Genomic DNA, 16,795 nt, shown 5'->3' on the forward strand with positions numbered 1-16,795 from the left:
GCCCAAGCTCCCCGATCCATACCGATGGGCGACCCCCCGTCCGGGAGCCGCCCACTGATGTCACAATCTATCGGTTCAGCGCGGCAGAGCCTGAAGCTGACCCCATTCGCCGACCCGCTCGACATAGGCGTTAAGCGATTCATAGGCTTCTTTGAAGATCGGATCCTTCTCCGCTTCCTCGTCCATCACTGCGCGCGAGGCCGCCCGCAGTTCGGCAAGCACCGGATCGGGGAAGCGCTTGATCTCCACACCGGCTTCGCGAATGGCGGCAATCGCCTCGGCCTGCTGATGGATCTGGTCGCCAAGATTGTAGGCGATGTTGGCGCGGCAGGCCTCGACCATGATGGTCTGCTGGTCTTCCGAGAAGCCGTTCCACACATCCATGTTGATGATGATGGAATCCCAGCTCGACGGCTGGTGCCAGCCCGGGAAGTAATAGTTCTTGGCCACTTTCTGGAAGCCGAAGCCGAGATCGAGCTGCGGTGCGGAGAACTCGGTCGCATCGATGCGGCCGGTTTCCAGCGACACGAAGATCTCGCCCGCCGGGACCAGCTGGGTGTTGGCGCCGAGACGAGCCAGCGCCTTGCCGCCGAGGCCGGCGATGCGCATGTTCAGGCCCTTGAAGTCCTCGACCGTCTCGATGTCCTTGTTGAACCAGCCGCCTGCTTCCGGCACCACCAGATGACAGGGGATAACCTTCACGCCGTGCGGATCGTAGGCCTTCTGGATGATTTCCAGGCCACCGCCTTCGAACATCCACGCATTGGCGACTTCCGGGCTCGGACCGAACGGCATGGAGCCGATCAGGTTGGCGACCGGAATGGTGCTTGCCCAATAGCCGATCCAGTCGAAGCCCATCGGGATCGCGCCGGTGCTGACCGCGCCGAACACCTCGAAGGGCGGGACGAAATCGCCGGCACCGTGAACCGTGATATCGATCTCGCCACCGGTCATGAGCTTCACGCGCTCCGCCCATTTGACCGGACTCGGGCCGATTGACGGCACCTGAAGGCCGAACACGCTTTGCAGGTCGTAGCTGTCGGCAACGGCCGGGGCCGCGGTGAGCATCGTTGCCGCAAGTGCTGCGGACATAAGCCGAGCTTTCATGAAGTCCTCCCTTTCTGGCGTCCTTTTCGAACGCATTCGATGCGCCGTTTCCTCAACGCATTTGCAGCGACGCCCGCGTCGAAGCGACGACGTCTGAGGCCGCCCGACTTTCCCAATCAGCCGCTTGCCCTGCCCGAGTATTATCTATAATCAAACGAATTAGCAATATACTAATTCATGGAGGACGCGATGATTGGTGTGAGCGGTTCGGTCGCGGTCGTGACCGGCGCAGGCCAGGGAAATGGCCGCGCAATCGCCCTTGGGCTGGCCCGCGCCGGTGCCCGTCTGGCGCTCTGCGATATCGACCGGGAAATGGCGGAAGACACTGCGAAAGCGATTCGCGCTGAGGGCGGACAGGCGTTCGCCGCACACTGCGACGTGTCCGACCTTGCCGCCGCCCGGGCGTTTGCCGCAAGCGTCGAAGCCGAGTTCGGCGCGGCCGGTATCCTGGTCAACAACGCCGGCGTCATCCGCCGCCAGCCGTTGAGCGACCCCGGTTTCGCCGACGGCTGGGACGCGACCTTTCGCGTCAATGTCGACGGCATCCGCAACATGGTTCTGGCCTTTTCCGCACAGCTCGAGGCGAGTGCCGGGCGGATCGTCAACATGGCCTCGATCATGTCGCAGGCCGCCGGCCCCGGCATCAGCGCCTATGTCGCTAGCAAGGGCGCGGTCGCCCAGTTCACCAAGGCGCTGGCGCATGAATTCGCGCCGCGCGGCGTCAGGGTCAACGCAATCGCCCCCGGCGTGATCGACACGCCGATGACCACCGGAACCCGCGCCAACGAGGCGGCGATCTCCCGTTTCATGGCGCATACGCCGCTGGCGCGCACCGGTCAGCCGGAAGAGCTGGTCGGCCCGGTCCTGTTCCTCGCCTCCGACATGTCGAGCTACGTCACCGGCGCCATCCTGCCCGTCGACGGCGGCTATCTCGCAGCCTGACGCTCCCCGTTATTGCCTGAAGGAAACTTGAGATGAAAAAACACACTTGCGATGTTCTGGTCGTTGGATCGGGCGCCGGCGGACTGGCAAGCGCGGTATCGGCCGCGCACCGGCGCCTCGATGTTCTGGTGGTCGAGAAGGAACCCGTCTTCGGCGGGACCACGGCCCGTTCGGGCGGCTGGATGTGGATCCCCTGCAACGCGCCGGCCAAGCGTGCCGGTGTGGAGGACAGCCCCGAAAAGGCACGCACTTACCTCGAGCACGAGGCGGGCGAGCATTTCGACGCGGCCCGTGTCGACGCCTTCCTGGAGGCCGGCCCCAAGGCGGTGGAGTTCTTCGAGGAAAAAACCGCCCTGCAGTTCGACCTCGGCCCGACCTTCGCCGACTATCACCCCGATGCGCCGGGCGGCATGCCGGGCGGACGCTCCATCGTGGCGCGGCCCTTCGACGGGCGCGAGATCAAGGACGAGATCAAGCGCCTGCGCCCGCCGCTCGCCGAGATCACCTTCCTTGGAATGATGATCGGCTCGGGCAAGGAGCTCTTGCATTTCTTCCGCGTCACCAAATCGCCGATCTCGGCGTTCTATGTCGCCAAGCTCTTCCTCAAGTTCCTGCGCGACATGGCGTTCTACGGCCGTCCGATGCGACTGATGAACGGCAACGCGCTGGTCGGCCGGCTGGCGAAATCCTGCTTCGACATGAATGTGCCGATCTGGACGCGCGCCGCCGTCAAGGAACTGCTGCGCGACGAGACCGGCAAGGTGACCGGCGCCATCGTCGACACCGCCGAGGGCCGTGTCGAGATCGAGGCGAAGAAGGGCGTGGTGCTGGCCGCCGGCGGCTTCCCGCAGGACGCCGTGCGGCGCAAGGAGCTGTTTCCGCATGCGCCGAGCGGTCACGAGCATGTGTCCCCGGCCCCTCCGGGCAACACCGGCGACGGCCTGCGGCTCGGCTCCGCGGCCGGCGCGTCGATCAAGGACGGGTTGCCGAACGACGCCGCCTGGGTGCCGGTGTCGCGCCCGCCCAAGCGCGACGGGACGCTGGGCGTCTTCCCGCATTTCGTCGACCGCTCCAAGCCGGGCGTGATCGCGGTGACGCGCTCGGGCAAGCGTTTCGTCAACGAGGCGGATTCCTATCACGACTTCTGTCAGGCGATGAGGAAGGCCTGCACCGAGGAAGGCGGCGAGATCTGCGCCTATTTCATCGCCGACCACAAGACGCTGCGCACCTATGGCCTTGGCTTCGTCAAGCCTTCGCCGGTGCCTTATCGCAATCACATCCGTTCCGGCTATCTCTTCCAGGGCCGCACGCTGGGCGACCTTGCCGAACAGATCGGCGCCGACGCCGCGCAGCTGGAGCAAACGGTCGCGACCTTCAACGAACATGCGCGCAAGGGCGAGGACCCCGAGTTCCACAAGGGGTCCACCTCCTACAACCGCTCGCTCGGCGATCCCGAGCACGGCCCCAATCCCTGCGTCGCGCCGGTGGAAAAAGGCCCGTTCTACGCGGTCAAGCTGGTGATCGGCGATCTCGGCACCTTCGCCGGGCTGCGCTGCGATGAAAACGCCCGCGTGCTCGGCGACGACGGCCAGCCGGTCGGCGGGCTTTATGCCGCCGGCAACGATGCACTCTCCATCATGGGCGGCAATTACCCCGGCGGCGGCATCACGCTCGGCCCGGCCATCACCTTCGGCTATATCGCCGCAAGGCACATGTCCGGCGCCAATTCGTGACAAAGGTCCCGCCAGGATGGTTTCAGGGTCCGGGGAGGCGCCTTGTCGAAGGCGTCCTCCTCGGCCTTGCCGCCGCCCTCACCTGGGCGATCTACAACATCGGCGTCGACATCGGCCGCGCCGACGGATTTTCCAGCGCCGATCTCGCGATCCTGCGCTATGCCGGCGCCGGGGCGCTGCTGCTGCCCGTCCTGCTGTTGCGCCACGGACGGCTGTCGGCGGGCATGAGCGCGGGGCGCATGCTGATTCTCAGCGTTGCCATCGGCCCGCCCTTCGCCTTTTTGATCAACACCGGCTACGGCATCGCCCCGCTTGCCCATGCGGTGGTGATCTCGCCCGGCATGACGATGATCGTCGCCAATCTCCTGCCGGTCCTCCTCGACGGAGCGCGGCTGCCGCGCCACCGCCAGGTCGGTATCGCCGTGCTGATCGGCGGCCTCGTCGCCATCGCGCTCGACCAGCCGCCGTCGAAGGATCCGGACATTTCGACCCTTGTCGGCGACCTGTGCTTCGTCGGATCGGGCACGCTGTGGGGGCTTTTCACCTATCTCGTCGGGCGCTGGCGCATACCGGCCATCGAGGCGATCGGCACCATCTCGGTGTTGACGACCCTCGTCTGCCTGCCGGTCTATCTGATCGCGGTCACACCCGCGAGCGCCACCCCGGCGCAATGGGGCGAGCAGCTATTCTATCAGGGCGTTCTCGGCGGTTGCATCGCCATCGTCGTCTATGCCGCCTCCATCGCGCGGCTGGGACCCGGGCTCGCCGGCCTGTTCCCGGCCATCGTGCCGCCGCTCGCGGTGCTGATCGCGATCCCTTACGCCGGCATCTGGCCGAATGGCATCCAGATGATCGGTGTCGGCATCGCCGCCTTCGGCCTGATCCTGTCGCTCGACGGTTTCGCCGCGCTGGTCAGGCGTCTTCGATATGGCCGAGATCGCTGGACAGCGCCTTCGTGAAACCGATCAGCCGGTCGAGCGTCGCGCCGTCTTCCGACAGGTCGATGTAGTTGGTGGGACCGATGATGGTCACCGCCAGCTGAATGGTGCCCGTATGGTCGAACACCGGCGCGGCAATCGCGCTGACGCCGGGGATCGGCGCGTCCCGCGTGATCGAATAGCCGACCTTGGCGGCATCGCGTACGTCGGCGCGATAGGCCTCCTCGTCCACCGCCGGAATCGCATAGAGCGGCGGCTGCGCGCCCGAGAGTTCCGCGCGCACCAGCGGCTCGGAGGTTGAGAGCGGCAGGAAGGCGGAAAACACCTTGCCCGTTGCCGTCGCCGTCATCATGAAGGTACCGCCCACCGCGACGTTGGAGTGAATGCGCGCCGTCGATTCCGCGATATAGACAATGGTCGGTCCGTGCAGGCCCCAGACGCTGATCGCGACCATCAGCCCGAGTTCGTCGGCAAGATCGGGAACACGGCGGATCGTCTCGCGGTAGGCATTCTGGTTGCGCAACCGCGTCAGACCCAGACGCAGCGCGAAAGGCCCGAGCTGATACTGCCCCGTCTCCGTCTGCTCGACCATGTTGATGTTGCGGAAGCTGACGAGATAGGGATGCAGCTGCGCGGCCACCATTCCCATCGTCTCGGCGAGGTCGCGCAGCTTCAGCGGACCGCCGGCCTGCGCCAGGGCCATGAGTATGGCGCCGCCGGTTTCAATCGACTGCACGCCGCGTGGCGCGCGCGGCTTCGACATGGCGTCCTGACCCACCCGCAACTCCCTTTCAAACCAAACAGAATTATGGAACCGCAATACCCGGTTTCATAGCCATAATTTCAGGTGCGGTCGAGACGCCGACGCGTTTTCTGAAAGGCTTCGAAAACCGCCGCGACGCCCGTGTGCGGCCGATCCCCTAGGATGGCAGCGCCGGCGCGATCTCAAGCACGGTGCCCGCCTCGCCAAGCCGCGCGACAAGGGCTTGCGAGGGCGGGGCATCGGTGACGATGCGGTCGATCTCGGAAAAGCCGGCAACGCGCACCAGCGCCCGGCGGTCGAACTTGGTGTGATCGGTGATCACGCTCGAGGTCTCGCCGCATCTGAGCGCCGTGCGCGCGAAATCGGCCTCGGCCAGCTGGTAGTCCATCAACCCGCCGACGGGGTCGACGGCGGAAATCGAGATGATGACATGGCGTACCCGGAACGAGGCGATGAACTCGATGGCCGAACGTCCGAACGCCCCGCCATTGTCGCCATGCAGCTCGCCGCCGGCCATATAGACCCGGTTGCCGTTGACGGTCGCAAGCGTGCGGGCGACGTCGGAGGAATTGGTGACAACCGTCAGCCCGGCCTTGCCGCGCAGCTCGCGCGCCAAAACGCTCGTGGTCGTGCCGGTGTCCATCATCACGCTGTCGCCATCCTCGATGCCGGCCGCGACATGCCGCGCAATCGCCTGCTTGGCGGGCAGGTTTTCGCGCATCCGCCGCTCGAACGGGGCCTCCGCGTCCTGGCGCGCAAGGCTGACGAAGCCGTGCGACTTGACCAGGTCACCGGCGTCGACCAGCGGACGAATGTCGCGGCGAATGGTTTCAAGCGACACGCCAAGCTCGACCGCGAGGTCGCCGATGCGCGCGCTGCCCGCCTGACGGGCGCGCTCGAGGATCTTCATCTGACGTTTTCCAAAGCTCATGACGACTCCGGCAGCAATTTGGCTTTCATGCCCGATTTGTGGCTATTGATCAGATAAACAACATAATTACCACATCAACAGGATTTAAAGCCAAAAAATTACCTCAAAATAATTGACAGCGAAATGAAACGAATGCGACGATCCAGTGTCGGTTGCTGAAAGATCCCACCAAAAGGCCGCTTGAAAGGTCGCAAGGGACGGGCACCGCCTTCCAGACGGTCATTCCAAAGGGGACCAGCCATGACCTTTGCCCGCCCTGCCGCCGCGCTGCTGTCGACCTTGCTTGTCGCCACCGCGCTTTCGGGGACGCCCGCGCTTGCAGCTGAAAACGACGATCCCATTCGCCTGACGCTGCACGACTGGACCGGACAGCTCCTGTCGACCCGCATCATGGGCGAGGTCCTGAAGAAGGCCGGTTACAACATCGAATATGTCCAGGCGGACTACATCGCCCAGTTCGCCGGCCTGAAGACCGGCGACCTGCATGTCGCCATGGAAATCTGGGAAACCACCGGCCGCGATGCGCTCGACGAGGCCACCGCGACCGGCAAGGTCGAGAACCTCGGCGACAGCGGCATGTTCGCCATCGAGGAGTGGTGGTACCCCGCCTACATGAAGGAGGTCTGCCCGGGCCTGCCCAACTGGGAAGCGCTGAAGAGCGAGGCCTGCGCGGAAGCCTTCGGCACCGCCGAAACTCTGCCCAAGGGCCGCTACCTCGGCGCGCCGGTGACCTGGGGCGGCTATGACGACGAACGCGTCGAAGCACTCGAACTGCCCTTCGAGGTCGTTCACGCAGGCACGGACGCAGCACTCTTCGCCGAACTGGAATCCGCCTATCAGCGCAAGGCGCCGGTGCTCCTGTGGGTCTATGCCCCCCACTGGGCGCCGCTGAAGTACGACGGCGAATGGGTGGAATTCCCGGCCTATGAAAAGGCCTGCTACGAGGATCCCGCCTGGGGCTCCAATCCGGACATGGCCTACGACTGCGGCAAGCCGCGCGGGCCGATCTGGAAGGTCGCCTGGTCCGGCGTGAAGGACCAGTGGCCCGGCGCCCACAAGGCGATCTCGGCCTTTTCCATCGACAACGACGAGATGGGAGCGCTGATCACCCGCGTCGATATCGACGGGGAGACCGTCGAGAATGTGGTCGCCAACTGGGTCGACGACAATCAGGACCGTTGGTCCGCCTGGATCAAATAGCCGCTTTCTTGCCGACTGGCTGCCGCCGCCCTGTCCCCTTTGGCGGCAGCCGTTTTTTTCCTTCGCCTTCTGGCGCCGGAGCGAATTCCCGCGTCCGGTCCCACGGGATGATCCGATCGTGCAAAGTTCCGCCACCACCTCGCCTCCCTTGTCACCGGCTGCAACCCGAGCGGCTCCGGCGAAGCTGGAATGCCGGGGCGTCTGGAAACTGTTCGGCGCCGGCGCCGAGCGCTACTCCGTCCGTGACCCGAACGCGACCGACAGCGGAAAGCTTGCGGCCGCCGGCCTCGTCGGTGCGGTACGCGACGTCAATCTCGCGGTGCGCGACGGCGAGATCTTCGTCATCATGGGGCTTTCGGGGTCCGGCAAGTCGACGCTGGTGCGCTGCCTGTCGCGCCTCGTCGAGCCGACCGCCGGCGAGATCCTGTTCAACGGCGAGAACCTGCTCGCGGCCGGCGACAAGCGGATGATCGAGATCCGCCGCCACAGCATGGGCATGGTGTTCCAGCATTTCGCGCTGCTGCCGCATTTGAGCGTGTTGGGCAATGTCGCCTTTCCGCTGGAGGTTCAGGGCATGGCGCGCGCCGCGCGCGAGGACCGCGCCCGCGAGATGATCGAGCTTGTCGGACTGGGCGGACGCGAGGGCTTCTTCCCGCGCGAATTGTCCGGCGGCCAGCAACAGCGCGTCGGCATCGCCCGCTCGCTTGCGGTCGAACCCGAGCTCTGGTTCCTCGATGAACCCTTTTCCGCACTCGACCCGTTGATCCGTCAGGAAATGCAGGACGAATTCATGCGGCTTCAGTCCGTCCTGAAGAAGACCATCGTCTTCATCACCCATGATTTCGACGAGGCGATCCGCCTCGCCGACCGCATCGCCATCATGAAGGACGGCGCGGTCGTTCAACTGGGCACCCCGGAGGACCTGGTGATGAACCCGGCCACCGACTATGTCGCCGAATTCACGAAGAACGTCACCCGCGCCAAGGTCGTCCGCGTCGCCTCCGTGATGGAGGCCGCGACGGCCGCCGGCGAAGGCACCCCGACAATCGCCGCGACGGCCACCGTGTCGCAGGCGGCGGGACTTTTTTCGGACGGCGTCAGCACGGTGACTGTTCTCGGCGCACACGGACAGCCCGCCGGACGCCTCACCCGCGATGCCGTCGTCAACGTCCTGATGCTGGGCTGACGATGACCGCGCCGCTCGCGATCCAGACCGAGACAGCCACGACCGCCACGGCACCCCCGCCGGCCGCGTCGCAATCGGCCCCGGGCGGGCGCTGGCCCGCGCGCCTTCTCTGGGGGATTGCGCTTGCCGCCTTTATTCTCCTGTGGCAATTCGGCAAGCCCGTCGCGGACTGGGCCTTCAAGGTGCCACGCGACTGGCGCATCCCGGCGCAGCGCTGGATATCGGATGCCATGCGCTGGCTGCTCGACGAGGCAAGCTTCGGCCTCTTCACCTTCACCGACCTGACCCGCTTTATCGCGGGCGCCATCGAGGCGCCCTACCGCTTCATTCTCGGCTTGCTCTCGACCGGCATCCTCGACGGGCGCGGCTCCTCGGCGACCCAGCTTCTGCCGCCGCTCTCCTGGATCGCCGTCATCGGCGTGGCGATGCTGATCGGCCACTACGCCGGCGGACGCCGCCTTGCGGCTCTCGTCGGCGGCTGTTTCGCCTTTCTCGCCGTCTTCGGACAGTGGAGCGCGGCGATGGTGACGCTCGCCTCGATCCTGATCGCGGTGCCCATCGGCATCCTCGGCGGATTGCTGCTCGGCCTTGCCGCCTTCCGCTGGCGCCCGGTGGAGGCGGCGCTGCGCCCGCTGCTCGACCTGATGCAGACGGTGCCGGTCTTTGCCTATCTGGTGCCGATCCTGTTCCTCTTCGGCTTCGGTCCGAGTTCCGCGATCATCGCCACCATCGTCTACGCCTTGCCGCCGATGACGCGCATCTCCCTGCTCGCCCTCAGGGCGGTTCCGGAAGAGGCGCATGAGCTTGGCCGCATGACCGGCTGCTCGAAGCGCCAGATGACCTGGCGCATCCTCGTGCCCAGCGCCATGCCGGGGCTGATGGTCGGCGTCAACCAGGTGATCATGCTGTCGCTCAACATGGTGATCATCGCCTCGATGATCGGCGCCGGGGGCCTCGGCTTCGAGGTGCTCGCGGCCCTGCGGCGGCTCGACATCGGCGCGGGCTTTGAAGCCGGCCTTGCCATCGTCGCGCTTGCCATCGCGCTCGACCGGCTGAGCCAGGCCTTCGCCGCGCGCCGTCCGCACCACGAAAGCGCGGAGGAACGGGAACGCTCCATCGCAAAGCGTCATCCCTATCTGGCCTCGGGCGTGGCGCTGATCCTGATCAGCACGCTGGCCGGGCTGGTGTCCGCCCCCTTGCAGGCCTACCCGGAGGCCCTGCAAATCTCCTCCGGCACGATCGGCAGCGACATCGTCGGCTGGATCAACGTGCATTTCTTCGACCAGCTGGAAGCGGTGAAGAACACGCTGCTGCTCAATGTCCTGATCCCCTTCAAGCGCTTCCTCACCGGCCTGCCCTGGATCGGTGTCGTCGGACTGCTGGCGCTTGCCGGCTTCCGGCTCGGCGGCTGGCGTCTGGCGCTGACCGCAGCCGCCCTTTCCGCGCTGATCGCGCTGACCGGCCAATGGGAAAAGGCGATGATCACCGTCTATCTCTGCGGGATTTCAGTTGCCATCGCCTGCCTCATCGGCGTGCCGGTCGGCATTCTGGCGGCCGGGCGCGAGCGGCTGTGGAAGGCGGTCGAGCTTGTCATCGACACGCTGCAGACGCTTCCCTCCTTCGTGTACCTGATGCCCGCCGTCATGCTGTTTCGCGTCGGCGATTTCACCGCGATGATCGCGGTTGTCGCCTATGCCGTCGCGCCCGCGATCCGCTACACCGCCTACGGCCTGCGCCGGGTCGATCCGCATCTGATCGAGGCCGGCATCGCCGCCGGCGCCACCCCCTGGCAATTGCTCACCAAGGTACGGCTGAAGCTCGCCCTGCCGGAAATCCTGCTCGGGCTCAACCAGACGATCATGCTGGCGCTGTCGATGCTGGTGATCACCGCTCTGGTCGGCACCCGCGACCTCGGCCAGGAGGTCTATATCGCGCTCACAAAGGCGGACACCGGTCGCGGTCTGGTCGCCGGTCTGGCGGTCGCCTTCATCGCGATCATCGCCGACCGGCTGATTTCGGCCGGCGCCGCGCGGCTGCGCGTCCGCCTTGGCCTTGCAACGGCTGAGGAGATCCGTTGATGACCCACGCACCCTCAAAACCCGGCCTCTCGCCGGAGACCGAACGCCGCGTCGCCGCCCTGCCCGTGTGGCGCGGCACGCCGGACATGGAACCGCTGTCGGGCGGCCTGTCGAACGAAAGCGTTCTGGTGCGCGATCGATCCGGCGCCCATGTGGTGCGGCTGGGTCGCGACTTTCCGTTTCATCATGTCGAACGCGAACGCGAGACCATGGTGACCCGCGCCGCGGTTTCGCGCGGCTTCGCACCCGATCTCGTCCATGCCGAACCCGGCGTGATGGTCACCCGCTTCATCGACGGCCACACCTATGCGGCCGAGGACGTGCGCCGGGACAGACTGCGCATTGCCGCACTCATTCGCCGATTCCACCGGGAGATGCAGGAAGAGGTCTCGGGCGCCGGCTTTTTCTTCTGGGTGTTTCACGTCATTCGCGACTATGCCCGCACGCTCAAGGCCGGCCACTCTCGCATGGCCGACCGGCTGCCCGGGTTCCTCAAGATCGCCGAGGCCATGGAACATGCGCAGATCCCGATGCCCATCGTCTTCGGCCATCACGACCTCCTGCCGGCGAACTTCATCGACGACGGCGAGCGGCTCTGGCTGATCGATTTCGAATACGCGGGCTTCGGCACCGCGATGTTCGATCTCGCCGGCGTCACCTCCAACGCCGGCCTGTCGGCCGCGGAATCGGCCGAGCTGATGAACGCCTATCTGGGCCACGCGCCCGACGCGGCGATGCAGCGGGCCTATGCGGCGATGCAAGTCGCCTCGCTCCTGCGCGAAACCATGTGGAGCCTCGTCTCCGAACTCCACCTCACGGCCCCCGGCGTCGATTACGCCGCCTATACGGCCGAAACGCTGGCGGCCTACGAGGCCGCCCTTGCCGATTACCAATTCCGCTTCGAGAAGGTCTGAATCCATGTCGCTTCCCTCGCACGCCCAGGTCGTCGTCATCGGCGGCGGTATCATCGGCTGCTCGACCGCCTATCACCTGGCCCGCGATCACAAGGCCGACGTGCTGCTCCTGGAACAGGGCCAGCTCACCAGCGGCTCGACCTGGCATGCCGCCGGTCTCGTCGGCCAGCTGCGCTCCTCCGCCTCCATTACCCAGGTGCTGAAATACTCCGTCGACCTCTACAAGCGGCTCGACGCCGAGACGGGGCTTGAGACCGGCTGGAAGATGACCGGCTGCCTGCGCCTTGCCTGCAACGAGGACCGCTGGACCGAATACAAACGCCTGGCGACGACCGCGCGCAGCTTCGGCATGGAGATGGCCCTGCTGTCGCCCGCCGAGGTCAAGGCGATGTGGCCGCTGATGAATGTCGACGACCTCGTCGGCGCGAGCTTCCTGCCGACCGACGGGCAGGCAAGCCCCTCCGACATCACCCAGTCGCTCGCCAAGGGCGCGCGCATGCACGGAGCGCGCATCGTCGAGGGCGTCGGCGTCACCGGTTTCGCCATGGACGGCAAGCGCATCACCCGCGTCGAGACGACGGCGGGTCCCGTGACCTGCGATCTCGTCATCAATTGCGCCGGCCAGTGGGCGCGACAGGTCGGCACGATGGCCGGGATCAACGTGCCGCTGCAGCCGGTCAAGCATCAGTTCGTCATCACCGAGCAGATCGAGGGCATTACCTCGGCAACGCCGACCGTGCGCGATCCCGACCGGCGCACCTATTTCAAGGAAGAAGTCGGCGGCCTCGCGCTTGGCGGATACGAGCCCGACCCCATCGCCTGGACCACGGGCGATGTGCCGAACGACTTCCAGTTCCAGCTGTTCGATGACAACTGGGACCATTTCGAGCAGCATCTGGTCAACGCCGTGCACCGCGTTCCGGCGCTGGAGACCAGCGGCGTCAAGCAGATGATCAACGGACCGGAAAGCTTCACGCCCGACGGCAATTTCATCCTGGGCGCGGCGCCGGAATGCGACAACATGTTCGTCGGTGCCGGCTTCAACGCCTTCGGCATCGCATCCGGCGGCGGCGCCGGTTGGGTGCTGGCGGAATGGGCGATGACCGGCGAGGCGCCGCTCGACCTGTGGAGCGTCGACATCCGCCGCTTTTCCGGCCTGCACCGCGACCGCGACTGGGTGTGCGAGCGCACGCTGGAAGCCTACGGCAAGCATTACACCATCGGCTTTCCCCATGAGGAATACGAAAGCGGCCGGCCGCGCATCGTCTCCCCGCTTTACGAACGCCTCAAGGAACGCGGCGCCGTCTTCGGCTCCAAGCTCGGCTGGGAGCGGCCCAACTGGTTCGCCCGCCCGGGCGACGAGCCGCGCGACATCTATTCCATGGGCCGGCAGAACTGGTTCGACGCCGTCGGCGAGGAACACAAGGCGGTGCGTAAAAGCGTCGGCCTGTTCGACCAGTCGTCCTTCGCCAAGTTCGAGCTGTCCGGCCCGGGCGCGGCCGACGCGCTGGAGGCGATCTGTTCCAACAAGGTCGGAAAGCCGGCCGGACGCCTCACCTATACGCAGCTCCTCAACTCGCGCGGCGGCATCGAATGCGACCTGACCGTCGCCCGGCTCGCCGAGGATCTGTTCTACATCGTCACCGGCACGGGCTTTCGCACCCATGACGGCGCCTGGATCGCCGATCACCTGCCGGATGGCACCAATGCGACGCTGCGCGACGTGACCGAGGACTACGGCACGCTGTCGCTGATGGGGCCGAACGCGCGTCTGGTGCTCGCGGAGGCGGCGCCCGACGATGACGTGAGCAACGAGGCCTTCCGCTTCGGCCACTTGCGCGAAATCACCATCGCCGGCTGCCCGGTGCGGGCCTTGCGCGTCACCTATGTCGGCGAACTGGGCTGGGAGCTGCACATCCCGATTGAAAAGACCGGCGAGGTCTTCGACACCTTGATGCGCGTCGGCAAGGCCCATGACATTCGCCTGGCCGGCTACCGCGCCATCGAGTCACTGCGCCTGGAAAAGGGCTACCGCGCCTGGGGCGCCGACATCACGGCGAATGACAGCCCCTATGAAGCGGGCCTCGGCTGGGCGGTGAAACTCAAGTCGGGCCTTGCCTTCAACGGTCGCGCGGCGGCCGAACGGGCAGCCAATTCGCCCTTGAAGAAGAAGCTTGCCGCCTTCACCGTGGAGGATCCGAACGTCGTTCTGCTCGGTCGGGAAACCATCCTGCGCGACGGCGCCTTCGCCGGTTATCTGACCAGCGGCGGCTTCGGCTACACGCTCGGCAAGCCCATCGGCTACGGCTACGTCAGGAACGCGGACGGGGTGACCGACGACTATCTCACGGACGGAAGCTACGAGCTGGTGGTCGCCAACGAGCCCGTTCCGGCCACCCTTCATCTGGGACCGCTCTACGATCCGAAGAACGAACGGGTGAAGGCATAAGGCAACGGCCGATCCGGGCAATAACTTACCCTTATCGACTTGTCAGAAAACGCATGTTCACCTGATCGATTGCGCTTGTTAGGTTAGACACGTGCCGTTTGGGGGTGGCCAAACGCATGGGAGATCCCACATCTCGACCACCGGTGGCGTGTCGCTGGACATGCGCCTGATCGCAGGACGACCGGAAGACCGGCTCCATCGCGATCGGGACATGCGAGCGCCGGAAGAGATGCGGACCACCTTGATTTTTGCCTCGCCGCGTCCGACGACGCCGCACGCGGGGCGGGAAACTTTATGATCGGAGAGGGATTATGGACGCGATTACCGACGACAAGACCGGCAAGTGCCCCGTCATGCACGGAAAGCCGATTGCCTCAACCTTCGGGGTGCAGTCGAACCGGGACTGGTGGCCGGACCAGCTGAACCTCAAGATCCTGCATCAGAACCCCGCGATCTCCGATCCGATGGGCGAAGGCTTCGACTATGCGGAAGCCTTCAAGTCCCTCGACCTTGCAGCGGTCAAGAAGGACCTCTATGCGCTGATGACGGACAGCCAGGACTGGTGGCCGGCAGATTACGGTCACTACGGCGGTCTGTTCATCCGCATGGCATGGCACAGTGCCGGCACCTATCGCACCGCCGACGGGCGCGGCGGCGCGACCTCCGGCTCTCAGCGTTTCGCACCGCTCAACAGCTGGCCGGACAACGGCAACCTCGACAAGGCCCGCCGCCTGCTGTGGCCGATCAAGCAGAAATACGGCAACAAGCTGTCCTGGGCCGACCTGATGATCCTGGCGGGAAACTGCGCCATCGAATCGATGGGCGGCAAGACCTTCGGTTTCGCCGGCGGACGCGCGGACATCTGGGAGCCGGAAGAAGACATCTACTGGGGCGCGGAATCCGAGTGGCTCGCCACCAGCGACCATGCGCAGAGCCGCTACTCCGGCGACCGGGAGCTGGAAGATCCGCTGGCCGCCGTGCAGATGGGCCTGATCTACGTCAACCCGGAAGGTCCGGACGGCAAGCCCGATCCGCTGGCCTCCGCCCACGACATCCGCGAGACCTTCGCGCGCATGGCGATGAACGACTATGAGACCGTCGCACTCACCGCCGGCGGCCACACCTTCGGAAAGACGCATGGCGCGGGCGATGTCGCCAACGTCGGCGCGGAGCCGGAAGGCGCCCCAATCGAGGCCCAGGGCTTCGGCTGGCTCTCCAGCTACAAGAGCGGCAAGGGCCGCGACAGCATCACCAGCGGCCTGGAAGGCGCCTGGACATCCAATCCGACGCAGTGGGACAACGGCTATTTCGACGTCCTCTTCGGCTACGAGTGGGAACTGACCAAAAGCCCGGCCGGCGCCTGGCAGTGGGCGCCCAAGGACCTGAAGGAAGAGGACATGGCGCCGGATCCCGAGGATCCCTCGAAAAAGGTGCCGATCATGATGTCCACCGCCGACATGGCGATGCGCATGGATCCGGACTACGAGAAGATCTCGCGCCATTTTCACGCCAATCCGGACGAATTCGCCGACGCCTTTGCCCGCGCCTGGTTCAAGCTGACCCACCGCGACATGGGGCCGGTCTCGCGCTACCTCGGCCCGGAAGTGCCGAAGGAAGAGCTGATCTGGCAGGATCCGGTTCCCGCCGTCGATCATCCGCTGGTCGACGACAAGGACATCGCCGGCCTCAAGGCAAAACTGCTTGCCTCGGGCCTGTCGACTGCCGAGCTGGTCGCCACCGCCTGGACGTCGGCTTCAACCTTCCGCGGGTCCGACAAGCGCGGCGGCGCCAATGGCGCGCGCATCCGTCTTGCCCCGCAAAAGGACTGGGACGCCAATGAGCCTGAGCAGCTTGCCAAGGTGCTGAAGGTTCTGGAAGGCATCCAGGGCGACTTCAACGCCGGCCAGTCCGGCGGCAAGAAGGTCTCGCTCGCCGACCTGATCGTGCTGGGCGGAACGGCCGCGGTCGAGAAGGCCGCGAAGGACGCCGGTCATGCGATCGAGGTGCCGTTTGCACCTGGCCGCACCGACGCGACCCGGGAGCAGACCGATGTCGACAGCTTCGACGTGCTCGAGCCGATGGCCGACGGGTTCCGCAACTACCAGAAGACCAACTACACGGTCTCCACCGAAGAGCTTCTGGTGGACAAGGCCCAGTTGCTGACGCTGACGGCGCCGGAAATGACCGTGCTTGTCGGCGGCATGCGGGTGCTCGACGCCAACTACAAGGGAGCGAAGCACGGTGTCTTCACCGACCGTCCGGGCCAGCTCACCAACGACTTCTTCGTCAATCTGATCGACATGGGGACCGAGTGGAAGGCGGCATCCGACGGCATCTTCGAGGGCCGCGACCGCAAGACCGGCGAGGTCAAATGGACCGGAACGCGTGCGGACCTGACCTTCGGATCGAACTCGCAGCTGCGCGCCTATGCGGAAGTCTATGCCCAGGACGACGCGAAGGAGAAGTTCGTCAAGGACTTCGTCAAGGCCTGGACCAAGGTCATGAACGCGGATCGCTTCGATCTGGCGTGACGCCGAAACGCCCGAAGGCTCGG

At 65.7% G+C, this 16,795-nt stretch carries 12 protein-coding genes; 9 read left to right on the plus strand and 3 right to left on the minus strand.

What is annotated here, in order from left to right:
- Positions 1–75: 75 nt before the first annotated feature.
- Positions 76–1,107: a TRAP transporter substrate-binding protein gene (locus tag G572_RS0115280; protein ID WP_029059220.1), complete on the minus strand. Its 1,032-nt coding sequence runs from the start codon at positions 1,105–1,107 to the stop codon at positions 76–78.
- Between the two features lie 189 nt (positions 1,108–1,296).
- Between G572_RS0115280 and G572_RS0115285 the strand changes: the two genes are divergently transcribed.
- The 3 genes from G572_RS0115285 to G572_RS0115295 are packed head-to-tail and all read left to right on the plus strand — an operon-like array spanning position 1,297 to position 4,741.
- Positions 1,297–2,049: an SDR family NAD(P)-dependent oxidoreductase gene (locus G572_RS0115285; RefSeq protein ID WP_029059221.1), complete on the plus strand. Its 753-nt coding sequence runs from the start codon at positions 1,297–1,299 to the stop codon at positions 2,047–2,049.
- A 32-nt stretch (positions 2,050–2,081) separates the two neighbouring features.
- Positions 2,082–3,782, plus strand: a complete 1,701-nt coding sequence (locus G572_RS0115290; protein WP_029059222.1) for an FAD-dependent oxidoreductase — start codon at positions 2,082–2,084, stop codon at positions 3,780–3,782.
- Positions 3,779–4,741 (plus strand): DMT family transporter, encoded by a 963-nt coding sequence (locus tag G572_RS0115295; RefSeq protein WP_029059223.1) that lies wholly within the window; start codon positions 3,779–3,781, stop codon positions 4,739–4,741. Before G572_RS0115290 ends, G572_RS0115295 begins: the two co-directional genes overlap by 4 nt.
- Here G572_RS0115295 and G572_RS0115300 read toward each other — a convergent pair.
- Positions 4,695–5,483 carry an IclR family transcriptional regulator gene (locus G572_RS0115300; protein WP_029059224.1) on the minus strand — a complete coding sequence of 263 codons (789 nt, stop codon included), beginning with the start codon at positions 5,481–5,483 and terminating at the stop codon, positions 4,695–4,697. The genes G572_RS0115295 and G572_RS0115300 overlap by 47 nt on opposite strands.
- Before the next feature lie 157 nt (positions 5,484–5,640).
- Positions 5,641–6,414, minus strand: coding sequence for a DeoR/GlpR family DNA-binding transcription regulator (locus tag G572_RS0115305; protein WP_029059225.1), 774 nt, complete (start codon positions 6,412–6,414; stop codon positions 5,641–5,643).
- Between the two features lie 240 nt (positions 6,415–6,654).
- On the opposite strand from G572_RS0115305, the gene G572_RS0115310 reads away from it, so the two are divergent.
- The 6 genes from G572_RS0115310 to katG all read left to right on the plus strand — a co-directional run bounded on the left by G572_RS0115310 (position 6,655) and on the right by katG (position 16,772).
- Positions 6,655–7,614 (plus strand): ABC transporter substrate-binding protein, encoded by a 960-nt coding sequence (locus tag G572_RS0115310; protein ID WP_051242466.1) that lies wholly within the window; start codon positions 6,655–6,657, stop codon positions 7,612–7,614.
- A gap of 118 nt (positions 7,615–7,732) precedes the next feature.
- The gene (locus G572_RS0115315; protein WP_245566231.1) at positions 7,733–8,800 is read left to right on the plus strand and encodes a quaternary amine ABC transporter ATP-binding protein; all 1,068 of its coding nucleotides are present in this window, start codon (positions 7,733–7,735) and stop codon (positions 8,798–8,800) included.
- A 2-nt stretch (positions 8,801–8,802) separates the two neighbouring features.
- Positions 8,803–10,878, plus strand: a complete 2,076-nt coding sequence (locus G572_RS0115320) for an ABC transporter permease (RefSeq protein ID WP_084650172.1) — start codon at positions 8,803–8,805, stop codon at positions 10,876–10,878.
- Positions 10,878–11,792 carry a choline/ethanolamine kinase family protein gene (locus G572_RS0115325; protein WP_051242469.1) on the plus strand — a complete coding sequence of 305 codons (915 nt, stop codon included), beginning with the start codon at positions 10,878–10,880 and terminating at the stop codon, positions 11,790–11,792. The genes G572_RS0115320 and G572_RS0115325 overlap by 1 nt, the downstream gene beginning before the upstream one ends.
- Before the next feature lie 4 nt (positions 11,793–11,796).
- Complete coding sequence (locus tag G572_RS0115330; RefSeq protein WP_029059230.1) at positions 11,797–14,241, plus strand: GcvT family protein; 2,445 nt, start codon at positions 11,797–11,799, stop codon at positions 14,239–14,241.
- 311 nt (positions 14,242–14,552) lie between these two features.
- Positions 14,553–16,772 carry a catalase/peroxidase HPI gene (katG, locus tag G572_RS0115335; protein WP_029059231.1) on the plus strand — a complete coding sequence of 740 codons (2,220 nt, stop codon included), beginning with the start codon at positions 14,553–14,555 and terminating at the stop codon, positions 16,770–16,772.
- The last annotated feature ends 23 nt before the right edge of the window (positions 16,773–16,795 follow it).

Source organism: Stappia stellulata DSM 5886, assembly GCF_000423705.1.
GTDB lineage: Bacteria > Pseudomonadota > Alphaproteobacteria > Rhizobiales > Stappiaceae > Stappia > Stappia stellulata.